Annotated in this window: 22 protein-coding genes and 1 pseudogene; 15 read left to right on the forward strand and 8 right to left on the reverse strand. The window is 59.4% G+C overall.

Features of this window, described 5'->3' with window-relative positions; translation table 11 throughout:
* Positions 1-55: 55 nt before the first annotated feature.
* Complete coding sequence (gene prpD, locus BGP85_RS00675; protein ID WP_103448142.1) at positions 56-1540, forward strand: 2-methylcitrate dehydratase; 1485 nt, start codon at positions 56-58, stop codon at positions 1538-1540.
* Positions 1541-1660: 120 nt separating this feature from the next.
* Here prpD and acnB read toward each other — a convergent pair whose 3' ends face one another.
* Positions 1661-4270, reverse strand: coding sequence for a bifunctional aconitate hydratase 2/2-methylisocitrate dehydratase (acnB, locus tag BGP85_RS00680; RefSeq protein WP_103448141.1), 2610 nt, complete (start codon positions 4268-4270; stop codon positions 1661-1663).
* Between the two features lie 404 nt (positions 4271-4674).
* Between acnB and BGP85_RS00685 the strand changes: the two genes are divergently transcribed.
* Positions 4675-5142, forward strand: a complete 468-nt coding sequence (locus BGP85_RS00685; protein WP_181004521.1) for a DUF1289 domain-containing protein — start codon at positions 4675-4677, stop codon at positions 5140-5142.
* A 75-nt stretch (positions 5143-5217) separates the two neighbouring features.
* Positions 5218-5871: a hypothetical protein gene (locus BGP85_RS00690; protein WP_103448139.1), complete on the forward strand. Its 654-nt coding sequence runs from the start codon at positions 5218-5220 to the stop codon at positions 5869-5871.
* 7 nt (positions 5872-5878) lie between these two features.
* Here BGP85_RS00690 and queD read toward each other — a convergent pair whose 3' ends face one another.
* On the reverse strand, positions 5879-6235 hold the full coding sequence (queD, locus tag BGP85_RS00695) for a 6-carboxytetrahydropterin synthase QueD (RefSeq protein ID WP_103448138.1): 357 nt from the start codon (positions 6233-6235) through the stop codon (positions 5879-5881).
* Between the two features lie 51 nt (positions 6236-6286).
* Complete coding sequence (locus BGP85_RS00700; RefSeq protein WP_103448137.1) at positions 6287-7366, reverse strand: patatin-like phospholipase family protein; 1080 nt, start codon at positions 7364-7366, stop codon at positions 6287-6289.
* Positions 7367-7518: 152 nt separating this feature from the next.
* On the opposite strand from BGP85_RS00700, the gene BGP85_RS00705 reads away from it, so the two are divergent.
* The 5 genes from BGP85_RS00705 to BGP85_RS00725 all read left to right on the forward strand — a co-directional run bounded on the left by BGP85_RS00705 (position 7519) and on the right by BGP85_RS00725 (position 11519).
* Positions 7519-7827: a PepSY domain-containing protein gene (locus BGP85_RS00705; protein ID WP_103448136.1), complete on the forward strand. Its 309-nt coding sequence runs from the start codon at positions 7519-7521 to the stop codon at positions 7825-7827.
* A complete protein-coding gene (locus tag BGP85_RS00710) occupies positions 7827-8141 on the forward strand; it encodes a PepSY domain-containing protein (RefSeq protein WP_103448135.1) in 315 nt (104 codons plus the stop codon). The genes BGP85_RS00705 and BGP85_RS00710 overlap by 1 nt, the downstream gene beginning before the upstream one ends.
* Before the next feature lies 1 nt (position 8142).
* The gene (locus BGP85_RS00715) at positions 8143-8811 is read left to right on the forward strand and encodes a response regulator transcription factor (protein WP_103448134.1); all 669 of its coding nucleotides are present in this window, start codon (positions 8143-8145) and stop codon (positions 8809-8811) included.
* Positions 8808-10127: an ATP-binding protein gene (locus BGP85_RS00720; RefSeq protein ID WP_103448133.1), complete on the forward strand. Its 1320-nt coding sequence runs from the start codon at positions 8808-8810 to the stop codon at positions 10125-10127. The genes BGP85_RS00715 and BGP85_RS00720 overlap by 4 nt, the downstream gene beginning before the upstream one ends.
* Positions 10128-10370: 243 nt before the next feature.
* Entirely contained in the window at positions 10371-11519 is a 1149-nt protein-coding gene (locus BGP85_RS00725) for an HPP family protein (protein WP_103448132.1), read from the forward strand.
* Here the strand turns inward: BGP85_RS00725 and BGP85_RS00730 are convergent.
* Positions 11493-12359, reverse strand: a complete 867-nt coding sequence (locus BGP85_RS00730) for a LysR family transcriptional regulator (RefSeq protein ID WP_103448131.1) — start codon at positions 12357-12359, stop codon at positions 11493-11495. The two genes, BGP85_RS00725 and BGP85_RS00730, sit on opposite strands and share 27 nt — an antisense overlap.
* 180 nt (positions 12360-12539) lie before the next feature.
* Here BGP85_RS00730 and BGP85_RS00735 point away from each other — a divergent pair.
* Positions 12540-13253: pseudogene (locus BGP85_RS00735) on the forward strand (AMP-binding protein); the annotation flags it as partial.
* A gap of 1031 nt (positions 13254-14284) precedes the next feature.
* Here BGP85_RS00735 and BGP85_RS00740 read toward each other — a convergent pair.
* Positions 14285-14593, reverse strand: a complete 309-nt coding sequence (locus BGP85_RS00740; protein WP_033740654.1) for a helix-turn-helix domain-containing protein — start codon at positions 14591-14593, stop codon at positions 14285-14287.
* A gap of 163 nt (positions 14594-14756) precedes the next feature.
* On the opposite strand from BGP85_RS00740, the gene BGP85_RS28615 reads away from it, so the two are divergent.
* The 4 genes from BGP85_RS28615 (at position 14757) to BGP85_RS00755 (ending at position 16786) form a co-directional block, all read left to right on the forward strand.
* Complete coding sequence (locus tag BGP85_RS28615) at positions 14757-15152, forward strand: hypothetical protein (protein ID WP_125855459.1); 396 nt, start codon at positions 14757-14759, stop codon at positions 15150-15152.
* Between the two features lie 19 nt (positions 15153-15171).
* Positions 15172-15636, forward strand: coding sequence for a hypothetical protein (locus BGP85_RS00745; protein ID WP_028699633.1), 465 nt, complete (start codon positions 15172-15174; stop codon positions 15634-15636).
* Positions 15630-16148 carry a hypothetical protein gene (locus tag BGP85_RS00750; RefSeq protein ID WP_103448130.1) on the forward strand — a complete coding sequence of 173 codons (519 nt, stop codon included), beginning with the start codon at positions 15630-15632 and terminating at the stop codon, positions 16146-16148. The genes BGP85_RS00745 and BGP85_RS00750 overlap by 7 nt, the downstream gene beginning before the upstream one ends.
* A 311-nt stretch (positions 16149-16459) precedes the next feature.
* Positions 16460-16786: a hypothetical protein gene (locus BGP85_RS00755; protein ID WP_028699632.1), complete on the forward strand. Its 327-nt coding sequence runs from the start codon at positions 16460-16462 to the stop codon at positions 16784-16786.
* A gap of 404 nt (positions 16787-17190) precedes the next feature.
* Here the strand turns inward: BGP85_RS00755 and BGP85_RS00760 are convergent, their stop codons facing one another.
* Entirely contained in the window at positions 17191-17982 is a 792-nt protein-coding gene (locus BGP85_RS00760) for a DUF5677 domain-containing protein (protein ID WP_028699631.1), read from the reverse strand.
* A 297-nt stretch (positions 17983-18279) separates the two neighbouring features.
* Here BGP85_RS00760 and BGP85_RS28620 point away from each other — a divergent pair, with 297 nt between their 5' ends.
* Positions 18280-18678 carry a hypothetical protein gene (locus BGP85_RS28620; protein ID WP_028699630.1) on the forward strand — a complete coding sequence of 133 codons (399 nt, stop codon included), beginning with the start codon at positions 18280-18282 and terminating at the stop codon, positions 18676-18678.
* A gap of 594 nt (positions 18679-19272) precedes the next feature.
* Here BGP85_RS28620 and chrA read toward each other — a convergent pair.
* Together chrA and BGP85_RS00770 are read right to left on the reverse strand one after the other, a co-directional pair.
* On the reverse strand, positions 19273-20643 hold the full coding sequence (gene chrA, locus BGP85_RS00765) for a chromate efflux transporter (protein WP_028700057.1): 1371 nt from the start codon (positions 20641-20643) through the stop codon (positions 19273-19275).
* Positions 20636-21577, reverse strand: a complete 942-nt coding sequence (locus tag BGP85_RS00770; protein WP_139813918.1) for a chromate resistance protein ChrB domain-containing protein — start codon at positions 21575-21577, stop codon at positions 20636-20638. Before BGP85_RS00770 ends, chrA begins: the two co-directional genes overlap by 8 nt.
* A 190-nt stretch (positions 21578-21767) precedes the next feature.
* Here BGP85_RS00770 and BGP85_RS00775 point away from each other — a divergent pair, with 190 nt between their 5' ends.
* Entirely contained in the window at positions 21768-23072 is a 1305-nt protein-coding gene (locus BGP85_RS00775; protein WP_049277359.1) for an MFS transporter, read from the forward strand.
* Positions 23073-23098 lie beyond the last annotated feature (26 nt).

Below are 23098 nucleotides of genomic sequence, written 5' to 3' on the forward strand. Positions count from 1 at the left end.
CTCGGCTTGGGATGAGTAGGGCTGCAATGCAGCCCCAACTTCACAGGAGCTGGCTATGAGCGCCAATGTGGACCTGAACGACCGCCCGGACTACGACCGGGTGCTGCAAACCCTCGCCGACTACGCCCTCACATACCGGGTCGAATCCCCTGAAGCCCTGGACACCGCACGCAACTGCCTGATGGACACCCTTGGCTGCGGCCTGCTGGCCCTGCGCTTCCCTGAATGCACCAAGCTTCTCGGCCCGCTGGTGGAAGGCACCGTGGTACCCAATGGCGCGCGCGTTCCCGGTACCGCCTATCGCCTCGACCCGGTCAAGGCAGCCTGGGACATCGGCTGCACCGTGCGCTGGCTGGACTACAACGATACCTGGCTGGCCGCCGAGTGGGCGCATCCTTCCGACAACCTTGGCGGCATCCTGGCGGTTGCCGATCACCTGTCGCAGAAGCGTGTGGCCAGCGGCGAAGCGCCGCTGCTGATGCGCGACGTGCTCGAAGCGATGGTCATGGCTCACGAGATCCAGGGCGTGCTGGCGCTTGAGAACTCCTTCAATCGTGTGGGCCTCGATCACGTGATACTGGTCAAGGTGGCCTCGACCGCCGTATGCGCCAGGCTGATGGGTGCCAACCGCGAGCAGATGCTTTCAGCCTTGTCTCATGCCTTCGTCGATGGCCAGGCGCTGCGCACTTATCGGCATGCGCCCAATGCCGGCTCGCGCAAGTCCTGGGCGGCCGGTGACGCCTCCAGCCGTGGTGTGCGCCTGGCCGATATCGCGCTGCGTGGGGAGATGGGCGTGCCGGGCGTGCTGACTGCGCCGCAATGGGGTTTCTACGATGTGTCGTTCAGCCACACCAACAAGGACCTGGCGCTCAAGCCTGCCGGCCAGTACGAATTGCGCGTGCCGCAACCGCTGGCCAGTTACGTGATGGAAAACGTATTGTTCAAGGTCAGCTTTCCCGCCGAATTCCATGCCCAGACGGCCTGCGAGGCGGCGGTCACCCTGCATCCGCTGGTGCGTAACCGCCTGCATGAAATCGACCGCATCGTCATTACCACCCAAGAGTCGGCGATCCGCATCATTTCCAAGAGCGGCCCGTTGGCCAACGCCGCTGACCGTGACCACTGCCTGCAGTACATGGTGGCGGTGCCGCTGATCTTCGGTCACCTGGTGGCCGAGCATTATGAAGATGCCTTCCATGCCAACCATCCGAGCATCGATCGCCTGCGCGAGAAGATGGAGGTAGTTGAAGACCCGCGCTTCAGCCGCGAATACCTGGAAGCGGACAAGCGCTCGATTGCCAATGCCGTGCAGGTGTTCTTCAAGGATGGCAGCAGCACCGAGCAGGTGTCGGTGGAGTATCCGATCGGGCATCGGCGGCGGCGGGAGGAGGGGATACCGCTGCTGGAGGCCAAGTTCAGGGAAAACCTGGCGACGCGCTTTGTGCGGCAGCGCTGTCAGCAGATTTTCGAGCTGTGCAAGGATCAGCAACAGCTGGAGCAGATGGCAGTGCACCGGTTTGTGGAGTTGTTCGTGATTTGAGGTTGCCTGTGCTGGCCAATTCGCGGGGCAAGCCCGCTCCTACAGGAATTGCATTGCCAGGATGAATAAAAAAGCCCCGGCATTTCTGCCGGGGCTTTGTTTACAGCCTACAACCGATGCTTATGCCTGAACCACCGGGATCTTGGCGTTGGCTGCCGCTTCGCGGAACTCGGCGATCTGATCGAAGCTCAGGTAGCGGTAGACGTCGGCAGCCATGCTGTCGATGTCCTTGGCGTACTGCATGTACTCTTCGACGGTCGGCAGCTTGCCGATGATCGAAGCGACCGCAGCCAGCTCGGCCGAGGCCAGGTACACGTTGGTAGCGTCGCCCAGACGGTTCGGGAAGTTACGGGTCGAAGTGGAAACCACGGTCGAACCGGTCTGCACACGTGCCTGGTTACCCATGCACAGCGAGCAGCCTGGCATTTCCATGCGCGCACCGGCCTTGCCGTAGATGCCGTAGTAGCCTTCTTCGGTCAGCTGGTGGGCGTCCATCTTGGTTGGCGGGGCCAGCCACAGGCGGGTCGGGATACCGCCCTTGACCTTGTCCAGCAGCTTGCCGGCAGCGCGGAAGTGACCGATGTTGGTCATGCACGAACCGATGAACACTTCGTCGATCTTCTCGCCCTGTACCGAGGACAGCAGGCGGGCATCGTCCGGGTCGTTCGGCGCGCAGAGCACAGGCTCTTTCACGTCGGCCAGGTCGATTTCGATGATTTCGGCGTATTCGGCATCGGCGTCGGCCGACAGCAGCTCAGGCTTGGCCAGCCAGGCTTCCATGGCCTGGGCGCGACGCTCCAGGGTGCGGGCATCGCCGTAGCCTTCGCCGATCATCCAGCGCAGCAGGGTGATGTTGGACTGCAGGTACTCGGCGATGGCCTTTTCCGGCAGCTTGATGGTGCAACCGGCAGCGGAACGCTCGGCCGAGGCGTCGGACAGCTCGAAGGCTTGCTCGACGGTCAGGTCGTCCAGGCCTTCGATTTCCAGGATGCGGCCGGAGAAGGCGTTTTTCTTGCCTTTCTTCTCGACGGTCAGCAGGCCCTTCTGGATGGCGTAGTAAGGGATGGCATGCACCAGGTCACGCAGGGTGATGCCTGGCTGCAGTTTGCCCTTGAAGCGCACCAGGATCGATTCTGGCATGTCCAGCGGCATGACGCCGGTGGCGGCGGCGAAGGCCACCAGGCCGGAACCGGCCGGGAACGAGATGCCGATCGGGAAGCGGGTGTGCGAGTCGCCACCGGTACCCACGGTATCAGGCATCAGCATGCGGTTCAGCCAGCTGTGGATGATGCCGTCGCCCGGGCGCAGCGACACGCCGCCACGGGTGCGGATGAAGTCTGGCAGGGTGTGGTGGGTGTTGACGTCGATCGGCTTCGGATAGGCCGCGGTGTGGCAGAACGACTGCATCACCAGGTCAGCGGAGAAGCCCAGGCATGCCAGGTCTTTCAGCTCGTCGCGGGTCATCGGGCCAGTGGTGTCCTGGGAGCCGACGGTGGTCATCTTCGGCTCGCAGTAGGCACCTGGACGCACGCCCTGGCCTTCTGGCAGGCCGCAGGCACGGCCGACCATCTTCTGCGCCAGGGTGAAGCCCTTGCCGGTGTCGGCAGGCTGCTCTGGTTTCTTGAACAGGTCGGAAGTACCCAGGCCCAGTTCGGCACGGGCTTTTTCGGTCAGGCCACGGCCGACGATCAGCGGGATACGGCCGCCAGCACGGACTTCGTCCAGCAGCACTTCGGTTTTCAGCGCGAACTCGGTGACCAGCTCGTCGCTGCCGTGACGGCGCACTTCACCTTTGAACGGGTAAACGTCGATGACGTCGCCCATGGCCAGGTTGGTGCAGTCGAATTCGATCGGCAGGGCGCCGGCGTCTTCCATGGTGTTGTAGAAGATCGGAGCGATCTTGGTGCCGAAGCAGAAGCCACCGGCGCGCTTGTTCGGCACGTACGGGATGTCGTCGCCGAAGAACCACAGCACCGAGTTGGTGGCGGATTTACGCGAGGAACCGGTACCGACCACGTCACCGACGTAGGCCACCGGGAAGCCCTTGGCCTTGACCGCTTCGATCTGTGCCAGCGGGCCGACCGAACCCGGCTGCGACGGCTCGATGCCGTCACGGGCCATTTTCAGCATGGCCAGGGCGTGCAACGGGATGTCAGGGCGCGACCAGGCGTCTGGAGCCGGGGACAGGTCGTCGGTGTTGGTTTCGCCAGGCACCTTGAACACGGTCAGGGTGTACTTGTCGGCGATGGCCGGACGCGAGGTGAACCACTCGCCGGCAGCCCAGGATTCCAGGACGGCCTTGGCGTGAGCGTTGCCGGCCTTGGCTTTTTCGGCCACGTCGTGGAAGGCATCGAACATCAGCAGGGTGTGCTTGAGCTGTTCGGCCGCGACGGCGCCCAGATCGGCGTCGTCGAGCAGCGCAACCAGCGTCTCGATGTTGTAGCCGCCCTGCATGGTGCCCAGCAGTTCAGCAGCGTGCTTGCGGTCGATCAGTGGCGACTTGGCTTCGCCCTTGGCGACGGCGGAGAGGAAAGCGGCCTTGACGTAGGCAGCTTCGTCGACCCCTGGTGGAACGCGGTTGGTGATCAGGTCTACGAGGAAGGCTTCTTCGCCGGCCGGCGGGTTTTTCAGCAGCTCGACCAGGCCTGCAGTTTGTTCGGCGTTCAGCGGCTGGGGCACGATACCCAGGGCGGCACGCTCTTCGATGTGTTTGCGGTAGGCTTCAAGCACAGTTATTACCCTCATCAGTGGTCCCTAAAGGGAGTCCGGGACGCTCATCCAGCATTCAATGCACCCATGCGCTGCCACGGCTTTGTGGGCCGCCCAGCCAGAGTCGCAAAGAATCCTTACAGAAGCTGCTTTCAAAGTTTTACGCCTGCAGAACGGGAGCTGATGAGGGCTGGCACGGGCATGCGAGGGATGCATGGCCCGGGCCAACGCCGTTCTACCGGATGAACTGTGCTCGTGACGCTTTGAAAACAGCTTCCAACGGACATTGTTGCCTTGAAAAGGCGGGATGATTCTACGGTAAAAAAAGCCCGAAGGTAAGGCAGCGATCATGACTTTAACGGGTGACCCTGGTTAGACAAAGGGCTAACATGACCCCGTGTTCCACCGCCAAGCCGTTGTTTTCAATGTCCAACCAGTCCATCAAGACCCCTTGCGTCGGCCTTTGCTCCACTGTTTACGGGGACACGGTTTGCCGTGGCTGCAAGCGTTTCCACCATGAAGTGATCAACTGGAACGGTTACGACGACGAGCAGAAGCGTGCCGTCTGGCTGCGCCTGGAGCAGTTGCTGGTGCAGGTGATGATGGCCAAGCTGGAAGTGTTCGACAAAGACTTGCTGCGCCAGCAGTTGCAGCAGCGCTCCATCCGCTTCGTCGAGCAGCAGTCGGAATATTGCTGGGCCTACCAGCTGATTGCCCGTGGGGCGCGGATGATTCGTGAGCTGGAAGCCTACGGCATGGTGCTGTTGCCGGAGTTTCGCGATTGGGAACTGCCGCAGCTGCGCGACGCCATCGACCGCGAGTTCTTCCTCTTGTCCGAGGCGCATTACCAGCGCTACATCGCCCCTGCGTTCCTCAAGCAGGCACTTGAGTAGCCCGCTTTCCCTCTGACGCTCATGCCCGGGTTGACCTAGCGTCGGTCTCTCCACGAACTGAAGCGGAGAGTCAGCATGAGCGATTACAACTTCAACCCCGGTTTTTCTTTTCTGGCGCGCTGCTGGTGGCAGGTTTCGGGCGGTTTCATCCAGGCCGAGCAGTGGGACACGCTGGACCACGCCCTTGCGCCGATCTGGGTCCAGTTCGGCAGCGAAGGGTTCGTGCACAACGATCATTGGGACCGCTACCTGAGGGCGGAACCTGAGGGTGTGAAGGTGCTGCAGCTAGGGCCATCAGACTACCGGACCTCGGAGCACAGGTACTGCGAACTGTTCTGGTTTGGCGCGTACAACCTTCGCCAGGACCGGAGCGGGGCCAAGCTACGGTATGAGATCCGGCCCTATGACAGGGTATGGACACCGTACAACTGGATCCTCGAGAACAATCCCAGCCCCTGGTCCGGTTATGTGGCCATGAGGCGCCCCAGCCAAAGAGCCGGGGCTCTGGGAGCCGAGAGCACCTCGATGCTCTGGAGCCTCGGAGGCCTGGATCTCAGTAATCTGAGCAAAGGGCAACGTCATTGCAATATCGAATTGCTCAGCCCGTCCGGTAGGTTGGCCAGGCGGTACTACAAGCGTGGGGCATGGTTGCTGAACACCGTCAGCGGCACGCCAGGCCTGATATCGCTGGAAATCGAAAACGTGCCTCACCCCGCGTTCAAAGGCTAGCCTTCGATCAGTCGCCGGTATATTCGCACCCGCTGGTGCAGGTTTCGTGGATACGCACCTTCGACAACTCCGGCATCAGCGGCTTGACCTGTTGCCAGATCCACTTGGCGATCACTTCGCTGGTGGGGTTTTCCAGGCCTGGGATGTCGTTCAGGTAGTTGTGGTCCAACTGCTCGTAGATCGGCTTGAAGATCGCCTTGACCTCGGCGAAATCGCGGATCCAGCCAGTGTGCGGGTCAAGCGGGCCGGTCAGGTGCAGGCCGACCTTGAACGAGTGGCCGTGCAGGCGGCCGCACTTGTGCCCTTCAGGGACGTGGGGCAGGCGGTGGGCCGATTCGAATGTAAATTCCTTGAAGATTTCCACTGTCGTAACTCTGCGTGAATCAATATTGCGCGCAGTCTACCAGTATGGTCGCTACAAGGCTTGCAGGCGTTCGTGCAACCGCCCGGTGGCGATCAGTTCGAGCAGTTCGTCACCCAACCGCTGGCTTTCGGCAATGGCCTTGTACCAGTAGCGCTTGCGGCTCGGCGCATCGCCCATGAAGCGCTTGAAGTCGTTGCGGTCCGGCAGCTTGCCGAAGGGCAGCGCGGCCAGGTACTGCGGCGAGGGGGTCATCAGCAATACGTTCTGCAGGCGCGTGGCATCGCCCTTGCGCCAGGGCAGCGCCTTGTCGAACCAGCCGGGCACCACCTTGTCGGTGAAGTGCGGGTACAGCACCAGGTCGTCGCCACGGTAGGGCAGGTCAAGGTGGTAGTCGAGCAGGCCGCCGTCGCGGTAGGTGCCAGCACCGGCGCCGGGAATATCCCGCACGCCTTCCATCACCATCGGGATAGAGCCTGAGGCGAGCAGGGCCTGGCGCAGGTTGGCCAGGTCCAGTGGCAGGCAGCGCGAGGGGAAGTCGGTCAGCGCATCGAGTGGCGGCACGCTGCGCTCATCGTGCAGGATGATCCGTTCAAAGTGCCGGGCCAGGCGCGAGCGCCCCAGCAGGTTGCTGGCGATCACCGAGCCCAGGCCCATGCCCAGGCGGCCACGGTGGTCGTGCGCGAGCTGGCCGTGGCTCTTCACCACCAGGATGTTCAGGCGGTAGTGCGGGTTGGCGAGGATCTGCCCGTCGCGGCCCTGCAGCAGGTCGTCGAGCATGCGCTGGCAGCTGCGGCTGATCTCGGCGGGAGTGACGCCTTTGGCGAAGTCTTGTTCGGTGTACAGTTCGCCCAGGCGGCGGATGCCGGCGACCGGGTCGTCGAGGCAGGCGCTGGCGAAGCGCCAGGAGCCGATCGAGGCGCCGATCAGTGCGCGTTGCCGTGGTGCCGAAGGCAGCCAATCGCCGAACAGTGCTAGGTCCAGGCCTTGGATGCCCAAAGGCTTGGGCCCACCCGCTGCACCTGGCAGCACGCCCACATCGGCCGCCTGCAGGCCACGTTCGCGAATCCGCTGCAGCGCGCGCTGGCCAGCCTTGAAGGTGAGTGCAGGGAATTTGATGTGAATGGCGCTCATGACGGATCTCGCAAGTAACAAGCCGGTCATTATAGGGGCTTGATAACGCTGTAGCTGCGCTATCATGGCGCCAGCTGTTTTCAGGTTGAATTAAGGACCGCTGGTTAGTCTTAACCCCGTAGACAACTTGAACGTCGCTCAGGAGAGCCCCCATGAAAACCTTGACTGCCCTGTTCACCGCCGCCGCCCTTGCCCTGGGCGCCAATGCTGCCTTCGCCACGGACGTCCAGCCCGACGAAGTGGTCAACCTGGTCAACGCCAAGACCATCAAGTCGCTGGATGAACTCAAGGCCACCGCCGTGGCCAAGCATCCAGGCGCCACCGTCACCGATTCGGAGCTGGAAAACGAGTACGGTCGCTACATCTACAAGGTCGAACTGCGCGACACGCACAACGTCGAGTGGGATGTCGATCTGGATGCCAAGACCGGTGAGGTGTTGAAGGACAAGCAGGACAGCTGATGATCCACTTGCCCCGGCCTGCGAGGTACCTGGCGCTGTCGTTGCTGGCCGTCTGCTCCTTGGCCGTTGCCCGTGACCTGGACCAGGACGAAGCCCTGAAACTGCGCCAGAAGGGCATCATCCTGCCGCTCGAGCAACTGCTGGAAACCGCCCTGGGGCATTACCCCGGGGCGCGCCTGCTGGAGGCCGAGCTGGAAGAACACGACGGCCGCTACGAATATGAAGTCGAGCTGCTGACCAACGACGGCGTGGTGCGCGAGATCAAGCTCGATGCCAGCAGCGGTGCCCTGCTCAAAGACGAGGAAGACGACTGACATGCGCCTGCTGCTTGTCGAAGACAACGTGCCCCTGGCCGACGAACTGACCACCATCCTGCAGCGCCAGGGCTATGCCGTGGACTGGCTGGCCGATGGCCGAGACGCGGTCTACCAGGGCCAGAGCGAGCCCTATGACCTGATCATCCTCGACCTTGGCTTGCCGGGCTTGCCGGGCCTGGAAGTGCTGGCGCAGTGGCGTGCTGGCGGCCTGGCTACGCCGGTGCTGATCCTGACGGCGCGCGGGTCGTGGGCAGAACGGATTGAAGGCCTGAAAGCCGGGGCCGACGACTACCTGAGCAAGCCCTTTCACCCCGAGGAGTTACAGCTGCGCATTCAGGCGCTGCTGCGCCGTGCCCGGGGCCTGGCCAACCAACCGACGCTGGAGGCTGCAGGCCTGCGCCTGGATGAAAGCCGCCAGTGCGTGAATCGTGACGGTGTCGATGTCCAGCTGACCGCAGCGGAATTTCGCCTGTTGCGCTATTTCATGCTGCACCCGCAGCAGATCCTGTCCAAGTGCCACCTGGCCGAGCACCTGTACGACGGCGAGACCGAGCGCGATTCCAATGTGCTGGAAGTGCACGTCAATCACCTGCGGCGCAAGCTGGGCCGCAGCGTCATCGAGACGCGCCGCGGGCAGGGCTACATCTATGCCGGGAGCGGTGGATGAAGTCCATCCAGGCGCGCCTGAGCCTGGGCCTGGTTGCCGTGTTGGTGGTGGTCGGGGTAGTGCTCGCGCAGCTCACGTTGTGGCTGTTCGAAGCGGGTTTGCAGCGTTACCTGGAAAACGGCCTGCGCAAGGAAAGCGAGAACCTGCTGGTGGCATTGGTGCGCGGGCCTGATGGCCTGCAACTGGATGAGCGGCGCATCTCCGCTGCTTACCAGCGGCCTTTCTCCGGTTATTACTTCCGTATCGATTTCGAGCAGGGCACCTGGCGCTCGCGCTCGCTGTGGGACCTGGACATGCCAAAGCCGGCTGCGCCGGGGCTGTCCGATAGCCACGAGCTGGGCCCGGAAGGGCAGCAACTGCTGGCCTTGCGAGCTGATTACCGGCGCCTGGGCCAGGACATTTCGATCAGCGTGGCGCAAGATTACTCGCCGGTGCGCGAGGGCTTCCGTCGTCTGCAGCAGATCGGCCTGGGCATGGGCCTGGTGGCGTTGCTGATCGTGCTGGTACTGCAGCGCATCACCGTGACCCGCTCGCTGCGCCCGCTGGAGCGCGCGCGCCAGCAGATCGCCCAGTTGCAGCAAGGCCAGCGCTCGCAGCTCGATGCCGAGGTGCCCAGCGAGCTGGCACCGCTGGTGGACCAGATCAACCACTTGCTCAGCCACACCGAAGACAGCCTGCGCCGCTCGCGCAATGCCCTGGGCAACCTCGGCCATGCACTGAAGACACCGCTGGCAGTGCTGCTCAGCCTGGCGTCCAGCGAGCGCTTGCAAGGCCTCCCAGAGGTGCAGGCGCAGTTGCGTGAGCAACTGGCGCAGATCCAGCAGCGCCTGGCCCGTGAGCTGAACCGGGCGCGCCTGGCGGGCGATGCCTTGCCGGGGGCGCAGTTCGATTGTGATGCCGAGCTGCCGGGCTTGCTCGCGACCTTGGGCATGATCCATGGCGAAGGCTTGCTGCTCGCGCGCGATATGCTGCCCGGGCTGCTGCTGCCGTGGGATCGCGAAGATGTGCTGGAGCTGCTCGGCAACCTGCTGGACAACGCCTGCAAGTGGGCGGACAGCGAAGTGCGGCTGGGGATTGCGCCGACCGACGAGGGCTATCAGTTGTGGGTCGATGATGATGGCCCTGGCATTCCGCAAAACCGGCGCCTGCAGGTGCTGGAGCGCGGCTCGCGGCTGGACGAGCAGGTCGATGGGCATGGGCTGGGGTTGGGGATCGTGCGCGACATCGTCGAGGCGTGGGGCGGGCAATTGGCGCTGCTGCAGAGCCCGATGGGCGGATTGAGGGTGAGCATCGAATTGCCGCGCAAGGCTCGCTAGCGCCGGAGGCGCGAAGCGGCCCCCGTGGCCAGATCAGCACTGCAAAAAAATTGCAGTACAGCCGCATTTTTTTGAATTAGCCCAATTTCCCCCCGCCCGGCACAATCCCCCAGACGAAACCCTGCGGTTTCCATCTCTCCACGGACGGAGCCCCTTGAGCTATTGCATCCGCAATACGAGGCCCAGGCCACTTCGGCTGGGCTTTCTTTTTAATCAGAAAAACTACAGATCCCGATTACCCAAATGTCTGCCATGCGTTCCGAAAGTCGTCTGCAGCGGCTGTTGCCAGCGCCCCTGAATATCCCCCCCAAACAATGGTTGCGTGCTGGTATCGGCGCGTTGCTTGGCTTGTTCCTCGCCGGCTGGCTGACCAGCCTGGCCTATGGCCCGGGCATTGCCCTGCACCTGCTCGGCCCGCTGGCGGCCTCGGCGGTGCTGGTGTTCGCCGTGCATTCCGGGCCCTTGGCGCAGCCGTGGCCGGTGCTTGGCAGTTATGCCCTGGCCGGTGCGGTTGGCCTGGCCATGCGCCAGGGCTTTGGCCCTGAACTGTGGGTGGCGGCCGTTGCCCTGGGGGTTTCGATTCTGCTGATGTGCCTGCTGCGTTGCCTGCACCCACCCGGTGGCGGTGTGGCGGTGAGCGCGGTACTGGCCGACCCGGGGCTGACGGCCATGGGCGATCATCTTCTCGAACCGGTGCTGCTCAACGCGCTGATCCTGGTGGTCGTGGCCGTGATCTACAACCGCCTCACTGGCGTGCAATATCCGAAAGGTGTGGCACCGCGCAAGGACTTGCACCACACCCACGACCCGCTGCCCAGCGAGCGCGTGGGCGTCAGTGGCGCTGACCTGGATCAGGCCCTGGAAGAGTTGGGCGAATTTGTCGACGTCACCCGCGATGAGCTGGAGCGCATCATCCTCGCCACCGAGCAGCACGCGCTGCAGCGCAGCCTCGGTGGCATCACTGCCGGGGCGGTGATGTCCCGCGACGTGCAGTTTGCCTCACCGCAAACCACCCTTGAGCAGGCCTGGAAAATGCTCGCCGCCCACCAACTGAGAACCTTGCCGGTGCTGCAGCAGGGCAAGCTGGTGGGTATTGTCAGCCTCAGTGACCTGGTCGGCCCGGCCATGCAGCGCGGCCAGTTCAGCTGGCGTAACCTGTTCGGCCGCAAGGTGGTGCGCATGGAGCAGGTGATGAGCCGGCGGGTGGTCAGCGTCAGCAGCCAGCACCCGCTGGAGCGTCTGCTGCCGCTGCTGTGCGAGCAGGGCCTGCACTGCCTGCCGGTGCTCGACGGCGAGCAATTGGTTGGCGTGGTCACCCAGACCGACTTGATCGCCGGCCTCAAGCGCCAGTTGCTCAGCGCTGCCTCAGATAACCGGGTCCCAGCGTTGTGACCAATCGCTGGCGCCGGCTGCCACCAGTTGGCGCAGCACCGCGAAGGCCTGCTGCAAGGCCTCGCTGTCGCGCTTGCGCGGGTAGACCAGGTAGGTCGGGTAAGTGAATTCCGGCGCCTGTGGCACGCGCTCGAACACGCCGGTCTCCAGGTAGGCCTGTACCACACGGGTACGGAAATAACCGCTGCCACCCTGGTCGAGAATGAACTGCAGGGCCAACGGCCCGAGGTTGAAGCTCAGCGCCGGGCGTGCGCAGTCGGGCAGGGCGGCGTCATGCTGGCGGCGGAAGGCTTCGCCCCAGTCGATGTAGATGTACGGCTCGGGTTGGTCGACCCGGCGCACGCGGATCAACTTTTCTTCCATCAACTGCTCCACCTGCAGCCCTGGGCCGTAGGTTGGCTGGTACACCAGTGCGGCGTCGAGCAGGCCCATCTCCACCTTGCGCAGCAACGACTCGCCATCGCTTACCTCGCTGCGGATGGCATGGCTAGGCAGCTCGCGGTGCAGGGCGCCGACCCAGTCGAGCAACATCGGGTTGCCCAGGCTCACTTCCGCGCCCACATGCAGCACTTGTTGGCAGCCTTCGGGCAGTGGCAGGTCGCGGCGTGCCGCTTCCCAGGTCTGCACCAGCTGGTTGGCGTAGCTGACGAAGGCTTCGCCGTCACTGGTCAGGCTGGCACCGTTGCGGCTGCGCACGAACAGTTGGCAGCCCAGTTGCTGCTCCAGGCGTTGCACGCGGGCGGTGATGGCGGTCTGCGACACGAACAGGCGTTCGGCGGCGGCGACCAGGCTGCCGCAACGCACGATTTCCAGGAAGGTTCGGGCCTGATCGATGTCCATGAGCTGCTCTGTGGCGGGAAGGGCGGCCTATTCTAGAGGCTTTGCACCGTTGTGGGGCATTTTTGCCTTGTCTGCAAATTTGCAGGTCCGTTGTGACTTTAGTCCCATGGCGGCCCCGGTGTGGCGGGCCATACTCACTATTCGCCCTTCAATAACAACAAGTACCGGGTTTTCATCAACATGACCTACCAGCACAGCTACGCCCAATCCATTGCCGACCCTGCTGCCTTCTGGGCCGAACAGGCCCAATCCCTGGCCTGGCACCGCAAGCCCTCGCTGACCCTGCAGGACAACCCCGACGGCACCCATCGCTGGTTCGCCGACGGCCGCCTGAACAGCTGTTACCTGGCCCTCGATCGGCAGATCGAACTGGGCCGGGGCGAGCAGCTGGCGCTGATCTACGACTCCCCCGTGACCGGTGTGCAGCAGGCCTTCACCTACCATCAGCTGCGCGACGAAGTGGCACGCCTGGCCGGCCTGCTGCGGCAACTGGGCGTGGGCAAGGGCGACGGGGTGATCATCTATATGCCGATGGTGCCCCAGGCGGCCATGGCCATGCTCGCCTGCGCGCGGATCGGTGCGGTGCATTCGGTGGTGTTCGGTGGCTTTGCCGCCAACGAGCTGGCACTGCGCATCGATGATGCCCGGCCGAGGCTGTTGCTCACCGCGTCCTGTGGCCTGGAGTTCGATCGGGTGATCGAGTACAAGCCGCTGGTTGATCGCGCCCTGCAGGTGGCCCGCCATCAACCCCGCAATGTGCTGGTGCTGCAACGGCCCCAGGCCCGCGCCCAGTTGCAGGCAGGCCGTGACTTGGACTGGCAGCAAGCCTTGGCCAGTGCCGAGCCGGTGGCCCCCGTCGAGCTGGATGCTGGCGATCCGCTGTACATCATTTATGGATACCTGCTAACAGTTAGAAGTGATAGAGGCCCCGTAAATCCTGGGTCGTAGGCTTCCTAACAGTTTTTCAAGGTAGGTAACGATCCTGATGAACGGATGCACCCGTTAGCTCCAAGTCCCCCACCAGGCTCCCCCCATCCTAAGGTCACGGTCTGACTGCCAGCGCGACATCCAGACATCGAGCCCAGTCATGCACCTTCAGTGCAAAAGCTAACTCTGGAAGAAAAAGCCCATTGAGCGCTCCGCAGCTTTTAGTGTTATGGGCCAGCTTTTTATTTTACTGTTCGTGCCTAGGAACTTAATCTCGCACAAAACTAAGATGAATTAGTGTGCGTATAATGTTGGGGTGGTCAATTTCAAATTAATAAATAGAGATGGTGTTATGGCTTTGTATTCATTTAGGGCGGAGTGTATAAGTGATGTGTGCAGTTACTTAGGGCTGGTAGGAGGGAGCTTTAGAATTGAGGAGTGCAGTACTAAGCAGGATCCTATATTTCCGGATGTCGACGTGCGCCTCTGCGTCGAAGTAGGGTTGGCGGAACTACGACGTCTAGCTCGTAGAGTTGAGGATGGGCACGTAATTGTGGAGTCTTTGGTGGCTGGATAGATGAGGTATATACAGCTTTCCCTGTCCTTCTTGCGGGCTACAGCTGGAGGTTGCGGGCTATTTAAGTGGCGTGGTAGAGCGCTGGCGATTAAAAGGGCAGAGCTATGCTATAGGGGATTTCTTGAGGAGCGCCAAAGTAGTCACTCGGGATAGATATATTATCAATAAGGGGTGGGCAGAACGCTTGTACAATTTTCAGACGGTTGCCAATCTCAAGGGGGAGCCACGTACGCAGAGTCTGCTTACTTGCGACGGGCTCGCAGCCGCAGTAATCGGAGTCAATATTGGGCTCAATGCTAGAGATGATTTATTTGGCGAAGCTCCGAAGGGCTAGGAGGTGTCCACGCCTGCTGGGTCAACTGCCGTTGTCCACCCCTCTAGCCTAATAACCGTTCGGCACTAGATGTAGGCGCGAGCTGGATTAGGGTGTGACCCGACCAGAAATGCGCCAGGTTGTAAAACTCTGCACCTCCTTCTCAACGCGCTGAAGGATGCTTTTGGAATCGCTCAACTCTTCCAGCGACAGCGCGGTAAGGACAAGCACGCTGCTCAGCTCGACACCCAGGTGATCGCATATCCCTCGCAGTACCGCCAGCGATGGGCTCCTCTTTCCGAACTCGATGTCACTGAGATATTGGGGTGAAACCACTCCGTCAAAATGCGCCTGTGTCCAGCCTCGCTGAAGCCGCATTTCCCTCAAGACCGCGCCCAGCGCCGCTTCGAACCCCATGCTGATGCCTGCTGTAGAAAACAGCTGGCATTAGACGAAGCATGGCGTTAGATTGGAATCAACGATAGGCGATGCTAAGATATATCTTAAGATAGCTACGTGAGGTAGGGCCTTTGTTTGCTGCCGCTCAGCCACCTCGTACCCGTAAATTTGGAGCGTAAATATGAATGACGCCGCAGAACGCGATTTGATTATTAAATACCCGCTTCTGTTCGGTAGCGAGGGGCGTCGTCGTGATGCAGCGGTGTGGGGCATCGGATGCGATGACGGATGGGCAGAGATTTTGAGCGCGCTGTGCTCTGAGATTCAATCATATATTGATGAACAAAATATCGAGCAGGTTCGGTTTTCTTACGTGAAAGAAAAATTCGGAGAGTTGAGGGTTTCCTGTATTTGTGCGGATGAATATGTCTCTTCGTTAGTAAGCAGGGCTTTGCAAGTATCAATTAAGACATGCGAGTGGTGTGGTCAGCCAGGTTCTAGAAAAAGGTTGCAGTCCGACTGGGTTAAGACCTTATGTGAGCCTTGCGAAGCTCAGGCTCTAAAGCGGATTTCTTAATGGATCTATAGGTGGAGCAATGTTTGAAACGCATACAGGAGCCCTCTCGGTTTCTTCTGAACTACCGGATGAGAAATTGCTCGAAATTGATTACGTCTCCCAACGACTTCAGGCAGCTTGGTTTTATATTACACAGCACTACATGAGATCCGGGAGTAGTGATGTGTCAAAAGGTGAAGTTCTGATTGATGATGTGGGTAAGTTGAAGCGGTTTTTGTCTAAAAAATTTACCGGCTCATACACCTACAAAATTGTATTGGTCATTCCTCCGGTTATGAATGGGACTGATGACTGGTCGATGGCTCCCTTAATCGAAATGAATGAAGTGACCTCTGGCTCATTGGCTGAAAAGCGGCATTATATTTACACAGTTGATAACAGTGAGAGGGTCTATTATTCGGCGCAACCGGATGGGGATTGGGAGCGAGGCCCCCAAAAATTGATTTATAAGCGAAGTGCGCGGTGCGAGGTGGCAACATGCTGAATTTGCTTGTCTCTACTAAGATGGTCATGGCTAGCTCATCAAACTCTGTTGCGCTCGCACAACAGCTTTTTTCATTTTACGAGGCTGGAAAAAGCTTTCCAATTCACGAGCTGAAGTCTCTTATTTCCTCTCCAAGGCTTTTCGATGTCTACCTGAAAGACTTTGTAGGTAGCGAGGCAATCTTGGCGGGAGACTCATTCCTCGATCTTCATACAAATCTCGCTGACTCACTTCAGAAAACATATGCAATCACGCTGAGCGATTGGGAAGTGGTGCGTGAGCTATATGTGGAGGTCGACTCATTCCATTTCAGGGATGCAAGTGTAAGTAAAGTTCAAGTTTGGCCCTATGATCCTCGTGGTTTATCTCCCGAGCAGATGAGGCTTGCCGTTGCGGTGAGCTACACCGACTCAGAGCTGCTGGAGGAACCACGGTTGTGCGGAGCACTGAGTAATTTGCTCTCAGAATATAGAGTTGAATTTTATTGGGAGCGAAGAACTTATGACTCCTGATTGATCATTTCTGCGGTGCAGTGGAGGACCTACTGATGGACTACAAAATCGATCCATGTCCTGGCGCCTAAGAATTCCCCAAAAATGCGCATACCGCTTGCCGCGGAAGGGCCCAGATGGGGGCTCAGTTCTCAGGTCAGTGAAGCGTGCCGGAGGGGCGACCCATCGAGCGTTGGTAGTAGTCAGAAATGGCTTGGAAAATCTCTTCAGCCTCATTCTTGTACCGCTGGATGACGAAGGCCGGCGCGCCAGCATCTGTGATGGAGGCTTGTGCTGGTAGCGAAGGTCAGATGCGTTTGTAGGAGTCAGCAATGAAAATAATTGGAAGAGTCGAAGTCGAGGCCGTTACAGACGTCGTGTGTGATATATGCCGTTGCTCCACGCGCACGAATATTGGCGCGCATCAGTTTGGGACCTTACAAGCACATTGGGCCTGTGACACTGCCCATGATGGGGAGCGCGATGAACTACATCTATGTGAGCATTGCTTCTTCAAAACATTGGCTTATCTCAAGCAGGAGCGGCGAACTCAGCATCTTTTCAGCGAGGATGGCCAGGATCTCACCGATAATCTCGGTCTGGTCGCAGATGATGTTTGTTTCGGTGACGTCGGGGTCGATAGTGGGCCTGTTCCGTGACGGCGGACGCCAGGAGGCGATACTTGGATCATTTCTTGGAGGTTGTCACGGGACAGGCCCAGAGCTTCGTTGTCGCACGGTAATCCTGACGATGAGGATGATCGAGCCCGCTTGAAAATACGCAGACACCATCGCCCTTCAATGATGGAGTTTGGAAGATGACTCGGCTGGAGGCTTCCGAATGACCATGAGTACGGCGGAGTACATTTGTACTCTAATCGTCTGTGGGGCGCGAGATCTGGGATTTATACGCTTTTATAGACGATTATAGAGTGATTATAGATTCCAGCATTTCCTGCTCAGGGCTGCCGGAAACTCCGGCCTTCCCTGGGCAGCATCCGAATTTCGGGTGGGACGATCCGTCCGCCCGCAGGCCATCCTCAAGGCAAGCCAAGGTTTTAGCGTTATGCCAGTAATGGGGCGGGGGTTTTGTCGAAACGGTCGACCACCTCGTGTATCTGGGCGGCGAATTGCTCAAGGCCGAGGAGATCGGCCACACCTACGACTACGGGAATTACACCGTATAGGCAGTAGTAGAGTGAGGTGGCAACTTCGTCTGGGGTTCCTGCGCCAACCTTATAATCCCAATATTGTCGGCCCTCTTGGGGTTCTATGTAGTGATCCAGGGATGAGGCGGAAACGTGACCGGCGTTGTCAGACAGAACCTGATAAACGAAGTAAGAGGCCTCCAGAGGACCAAGCGCCGCTAACTCCTTCGGACTGATGAGACTGAGCGACTTTTCGAGCTGGCCTATCGCCGTCTGAAGGGCCTTACGTGCCTCTGGGTCCGTGCTTTGAGTATGAAGGGTTTGGTATCGATTGCGCCGGCTCTTCAAATGGTCATCCCTGAGCATCTGTATGAACTTGCCTTTGTTGCCGTCCATTGCTGAAACAGCGAGGCTGACTTCAATCACTGATCGAGCCATAGCACGGCACTCGACAAACATGCCGCGCTCAGCCATCAGCAGTGCCCCCTGATAAAAGCCTGCTGCTCGCATAAGTAGCCGTACCAGAACAGCTTCCTCACTCATTGAGCTAGTGTGCACGGTATTCACCGCCTCTTGAGCAATCGCCATTATGAGGTGGTTTACGTCTCTGGCGAAACCGAAAAGCTCATCGTTTGCTTGCAAAATGGCAGGTACAGCGTCTTCAACGTCAGTGCTGAGAAAGCCAGCTTTTGGGAGAGACCATTCCATGAGTTCACCTGGCGATTGATGGCTATAGCTAATCCTACCTTGAAACCCACAGTTCGCTACATCTCTGCCAAATAAATTATAGGATTTGGGTGGCTGGAGTCACCATTAATGGCTGACCTATCTGTGAGGTCGACGTGTCATGGTTATAGGCTGAGTAATTGGTTGAACAATATATTATTTGATGTAAATGTAATTGACAGTAGCGATTGAGCAGGGCTGCTTTATTTGAATGTTCTTGACCGGTGCTTATTTGTATGGATTAATTGGGTGAATTTTTAATTATTAGCTGAGGCGTATATGTGGGATTCTGACCAATTTGATCATTCGCTTATTCAAGTGAGTGTAGGTGAGCTTGATGGAGTAGCAGAAGGTGATGCAGAAGGGCTTCTCGCTTGTGGGACGTCTTGCGTTACTGAGAATTACGAGCGCGAAGGGGAGATGGCGTTTTTCAAGTGTGAAATATTTGCGCGAGAAGGAGGGGCTGGATTCAGGGTGGAAAAAACAGTAGTTGTGACAGCTGGAGACTGGGATGGCCAGGTTATTTGGAGTCAAAAGGAGGAGTTTTTCCTGACTTCGAGCTTTGAACCAGCTATGCCTGGTTTGATCCTAGACGAGCTGAGTAGGCGTACCATTAACGAGTATGGGCGTCGTATCCATGCTCATGAGAACGGTGTTGCTTATGAATCTCGTGCTTAATGTGGATTCGCTGAGCCTGGTCAGTAATATACTCAGATCTTGCTGATCCCGCATGAAGGTACCTGGCAAACTATCAACCACAGCGAATTTGAAGACAGGTGGGCCGGGCGCTGCCGGTGTGCCTGCCGAACCTTCCAGAGAATGTGAGCCTCCAATTGGAGCTATTGCATGGCAGCAAATTCGATCCCAACGTAACGCCGCGCAAGAGCCCTCAGGCATGTCGCATTAATTTGCAGTGGCTTCATACCTATTTATGGTCAGAAGATGATTGATGCATACGTCTGGGGGGAACGCAGTCAGGTATGAATGACCGCTAACGACCCAAAGCTGACATTCGCCTACCAGCGTTCCAGTCAGTAGCACGCACGGCTAGCAGTGCTTTCAAGAGCGCTGACAGCAGGCCGAATGTGAACAGGCAGGGTGCGATTGTAGTGACGTTAAGGAAGCCCCACTAAGCCACCAATTCCAGGTGGGTGAGCCAGGGGCAGACGATCCGATCAATCTTTGAATGCTCACGCGATACCTACTTAAATCTCCCACCAGCGGGAGATGGGTCATGAAATGCCGGCCGATGATGTCGACGGGTATTTGGTTTCAAACACGCAACATGTGGACTGCCAGGCCGACCAGAGCGCAGGCAATCAGCACCTGGATCACCCCTCGTTTGAAGCGGAACAAGGCAATCGCTGCCGCTACCGCGATCACAGCGGAAGGCCAATCAAGCGCCCCATTGAAGCCTTTTGGCCAAAGCACGTGATAGCCGAAGAACATTGCGAGGTTGAGGATCACGCCCACTACTGCAGCCGTGATCCCCGTCAGCGGTGCGGTGAACTTCATCTCGTTGTGAGTCGATTCCACCAACGGGCCACCGGCGAGGATGAACAGGAACGACGGCAAGAAGGTGAACCAGGTGACGAGGCTCGCCGCGACTGCACCGGCCAGGAATGGGTGCTCCGCACCGAACATCGGATGCACGTATCCACCGACGAAGCCGACGAAGGCAACCACCATGATCAGTGGGCCCGGAGTGGTTTCCCCCAAGGCGAGGCCATCGATCATCTGGGTTGGCGTCAGCCATCCGTAGTGCCCGACAGCGCCCTGATAGACATAGGGCAGCACAGCATACGCACCGCCAAAAGTCATCAGTGCGGCCTTGGTGAAGAACCAGCCCATCTGCGTCAGGGTGCCGTCCCAGCCAAACGATAGCGTCAGCAGCCCCATGGGCAGGGCCCAGAGCCCTGCACCGACCATCAGCAGGCGTACCAGATGCCCCCAGCTGAAACGGGTATGCTCAGGCGTGGGGGTGTCGTCATCGATAAGGGCCGGGCCATAGCTGTTCTTCGCGGCTCCATGACCACCACCGATTACGAATTTGCTCGGGGCGAAGCGACCACCCACATAGCCGATGATGGCAGCCACCAGCACGATCAGCGGGAACGGCACGTTGAGGGCGAAGATCGCCACGAACGAGGCGCCGGCCATAGCCCACAGCCAGCCATTCTTCAGTGCCCGCGAGCCAATCCGGTGGGCTGCATGAACGACAATAGCCGTGACCGCCGGCTTGATGCCATAGAAGATCCCCGCGACTACCGGTACCTCGCCAAAGGCGACGTAGACCCAGGACAAACCGATCAGGATGAACAGCGAAGGCAGCACGAACAATGCGCCGGCAATCACCCCGCCCCAGCTGCGGTGCATGAGCCAACCGATATACGTGGCCAGCTGCTGAGCCTCGGGGCCGGGCAACAACATGCAATAGTTCAGCGCGTGCAGGAAACGCTTCTCGCTGATCCACCGCCTGCGCTCTACCAGCTCCTGGTGCATGATCGAGATCTGCCCGGCAGGCCCGCCAAAGCTGATGAAGCCCAACTTGAGCCAGAACAGGAAGGCTTCATAGAGACCGATCGGCTGCTGAGTTGCTTGCGATGGCGGCTGTTCACTTACTGCGGAGGTGGTATCAACCATTTTGGGCTTCCTCACTTGCGAAAGCCGTCAGCAGGCCATCGAAGATGCCTCCTGCGACCATTGTCAGTTGATCGTCATCGCCAATGCTCTCTCTCAAGCCAGCGAGGACACGCTCGATACCGGGTGCTTCGGAAGGTTGTACGCCTCCCACATCCAGGTAGTGGATGACGCCTGCCAGGCGTGCCAGGCCTGGCTGCTGAACGGCAAAGCTCTCGATGAGGGTTTCGAAGGAAATCCGCTGGCCAACGTGGCTGAACCGGGCCCCATCAAAATCAAAGCCGAGCGCATCGCTTGGGCAGTCACTGGGACTGTCCAACCAAATGAATTGGGCATCGGCATCAATGAAGCGACGGATCAGCCAGGCACAGGCCAACCGGTCTACCCATGGGCGTTTTCGCGTTGCCCATCGGCGACCTTGGTATTCGCTGCGCTCCAGCTGCTTGATGGCCTCATCGTGCGCACTCGGCTCATCGGAAGACAGTGCTCGGCTAATCGCGGTCTCAAGTTCCTGCAGGGCCGAGTCGGCTTGTGTCTTGAACACACCTGGGAAGAAATCGATCGCTGTCAACTGGCCGAAGGCCTTCCTGAGCTTGCGCACCTGCCGGGCTGTCAGCAGCGCATTCTCCGGGGATAGGTCAGCTCGGCAGCCTGCAATTTCTTCCATCAGCTTGGCGTATTCATCGCTTCTGTCGAATAGCCCGCTGAAGCGCTCCTCGCGTTCAGGCAGCGACAGCAGAAATGCCGTGCCGTTGATGGCCAGCACATCTCGCTCCACCGCTTCGAACGTTTCGCGGCCCGCGCTTTTTTCTGGCAGCAGGTACACACCATCGCGCAGCACAGCTGCACCGGAGGCCTTCAGGGTTCTCCATGCGCGCATACGCTCGGTGGCGTTGGCCGTCGGCAGCCCAAGGATCAGTAACGACCAATCAATCATGTAGAAGGCTCAGCATAAAATGTATCTCTCTCTACATTAAACCAGATTTGGCTAAAAGCAATGGGTATTCATTGACCGTGCTGAGCAGCACGGAATCGCGTTGACCATATCCCCCTGGGGGGGATACGCTGTTGTCGATCTGATGAAGTTCAGGCGATAGAGATCGCCTCCAGCCGTGCACGGAGGTGCCATGCTATTTGTCCTGAAAAACCGCAATTACAGGCACCTGTTCCTTGCTCAGGTGATTGCCTTGATAGGCACCGGCCTGGCGACCGTAGCGCTTGGGCTTCTGGCCTGTGATCTGGCCGGCGCGCAGGCCGGCGCCGTCCTGGGTACCGCGCTTGCGATCAAGATGGTGGCCTACATTGGCGTGGCCCCGATTGCCGGTGCGTTTGCCGAACACTTGCCCAGAAAAGCCATGCTGGTCTCTCTCGACCTGGTCAGGGCTGCCGTGGCGCTATTGCTCCCGTTTGTCACAGAGATCTGGCAGGTCTACGTGCTGATTTTCGTGCTGCAGTCTGCATCTGCCGCGTTCACCCCGACATTTCAGGCCACCATCCCCGACATCCTCCCTGACGAGCGTGAGTACACCCGAGCGCTGTCGCTTTCGCGACTGGCTTACGACCTTGAGAGCGTCATCAGCCCAATGCTCGCGGCAGCCCTGTTGACCGTGGTCAGCTTCCACAGCCTATTCGGTGGCACCGTCGTGGGATTTCTCGTATCAGCTGCAATGGTGGTTTCAGCGGTATTGCCTGTAGCCGTTCGCGGGCCTAAACGGAGCATCTACGAGCGCACGACCAAAGGCCTACGGATCTTCCTGCGTACTCCGCGCCTGCGCGGCCTACTAGCCCTGAACCTCGCAATTGCTGCTGCCAGCGCAATGGTGATAGTGAATACGGTCGTGTTGGTTCAGGCGAAGCTTGGGCTGGATCAGAGCGCTATGGCCATGGCGTTAATGGCTTTCGGTGGCGGCTCGATGGTGGTGGCGCTATTGCTTCCCCGACTGCTTGAACGCCTGGATGATCGTAAGGCCATGCTTGCCGGTGGAGCAGTGCTGGTGGTCGGCCTGCTGATAGGGGCCTTCGTTTCCAGCTATTCGGCTCTGATAGTTCTGTGGGTGGTACTGGGTGCTGGATATTCCCTGGCACTAACGCCGTCGGGGCGTATCTTGCGTAGGTCGTCTTCGGCTCAGGATCGACCAGCGCTATTCGCGGCACAGTTCGCCTTGTCGCATGCCTGTTGGCTTATTACCTACCCATTGGCCGGATGGCTGGGAGCCAGCGTGAACCTGACGTCTGCGTTCGTTGGTCTAGGCCTGCTCGCTGGGGCAGCGTGGATACTGAGCAAATGGATCTGGCATCCCGACCATGAGGACGAGGTGGTGTCGCATCAGCATGACGATCTTTCGGAAGACGATCCTCATGTCGCGGATGGCAAATCTCATGCGCACTCCTTTGTCATCGATGAGCACCACCGGAAATGGCCACGGCGATAGCGCCCTCCATCCTGGGCGGTGGAGGG

The sequence above is a fragment of the Pseudomonas putida genome (assembly GCF_002906855.1).
Lineage (GTDB): Bacteria > Pseudomonadota > Gammaproteobacteria > Pseudomonadales > Pseudomonadaceae > Aquipseudomonas > Aquipseudomonas putida_N.

Bases quoted from the DNA above. Each gene is read 5' to 3' on its own strand.
- prpD (WP_103448142.1), top strand. From the start codon at position 56: ATGAGCGCCAATGTGGACCTGAACGACCGCCCGGACTACGACCGGGTG.
- BGP85_RS00685 (WP_181004521.1), top strand. From the start codon at position 4,675: ATGTCCAACCAGTCCATCAAGACCCCTTGCGTCGGCCTTTGCTCCACT.
- BGP85_RS00690 (WP_103448139.1), top strand. From the start codon at position 5,218: ATGAGCGATTACAACTTCAACCCCGGTTTTTCTTTTCTGGCGCGCTGC.
- BGP85_RS00700 (WP_103448137.1), bottom strand. From the start codon at position 7,366: ATGAGCGCCATTCACATCAAATTCCCTGCACTCACCTTCAAGGCTGGC.
- BGP85_RS00705 (WP_103448136.1), top strand. From the start codon at position 7,519: ATGAAAACCTTGACTGCCCTGTTCACCGCCGCCGCCCTTGCCCTGGGC.
- BGP85_RS00710 (WP_103448135.1), top strand. From the start codon at position 7,827: ATGATCCACTTGCCCCGGCCTGCGAGGTACCTGGCGCTGTCGTTGCTG.
- BGP85_RS00715 (WP_103448134.1), top strand. From the start codon at position 8,143: ATGCGCCTGCTGCTTGTCGAAGACAACGTGCCCCTGGCCGACGAACTG.
- BGP85_RS00720 (WP_103448133.1), top strand. From the start codon at position 8,808: ATGAAGTCCATCCAGGCGCGCCTGAGCCTGGGCCTGGTTGCCGTGTTG.
- BGP85_RS00725 (WP_103448132.1), top strand. From the start codon at position 10,371: ATGTCTGCCATGCGTTCCGAAAGTCGTCTGCAGCGGCTGTTGCCAGCG.
- BGP85_RS00730 (WP_103448131.1), bottom strand. From the start codon at position 12,359: ATGGACATCGATCAGGCCCGAACCTTCCTGGAAATCGTGCGTTGCGGC.
- BGP85_RS00740 (WP_033740654.1), bottom strand. From the start codon at position 14,593: ATGGGGTTCGAAGCGGCGCTGGGCGCGGTCTTGAGGGAAATGCGGCTT.
- BGP85_RS28615 (WP_125855459.1), top strand. From the start codon at position 14,757: ATGAATGACGCCGCAGAACGCGATTTGATTATTAAATACCCGCTTCTG.
- BGP85_RS00745 (WP_028699633.1), top strand. From the start codon at position 15,172: ATGTTTGAAACGCATACAGGAGCCCTCTCGGTTTCTTCTGAACTACCG.
- BGP85_RS00750 (WP_103448130.1), top strand. From the start codon at position 15,630: ATGCTGAATTTGCTTGTCTCTACTAAGATGGTCATGGCTAGCTCATCA.
- BGP85_RS00755 (WP_028699632.1), top strand. From the start codon at position 16,460: ATGAAAATAATTGGAAGAGTCGAAGTCGAGGCCGTTACAGACGTCGTG.
- BGP85_RS00760 (WP_028699631.1), bottom strand. From the start codon at position 17,982: ATGGAATGGTCTCTCCCAAAAGCTGGCTTTCTCAGCACTGACGTTGAA.
- BGP85_RS28620 (WP_028699630.1), top strand. From the start codon at position 18,280: ATGTGGGATTCTGACCAATTTGATCATTCGCTTATTCAAGTGAGTGTA.
- chrA (WP_028700057.1), bottom strand. From the start codon at position 20,643: ATGGTTGATACCACCTCCGCAGTAAGTGAACAGCCGCCATCGCAAGCA.
- BGP85_RS00770 (WP_139813918.1), bottom strand. From the start codon at position 21,577: ATGATTGATTGGTCGTTACTGATCCTTGGGCTGCCGACGGCCAACGCC.
- BGP85_RS00775 (WP_049277359.1), top strand. From the start codon at position 21,768: ATGCTATTTGTCCTGAAAAACCGCAATTACAGGCACCTGTTCCTTGCT.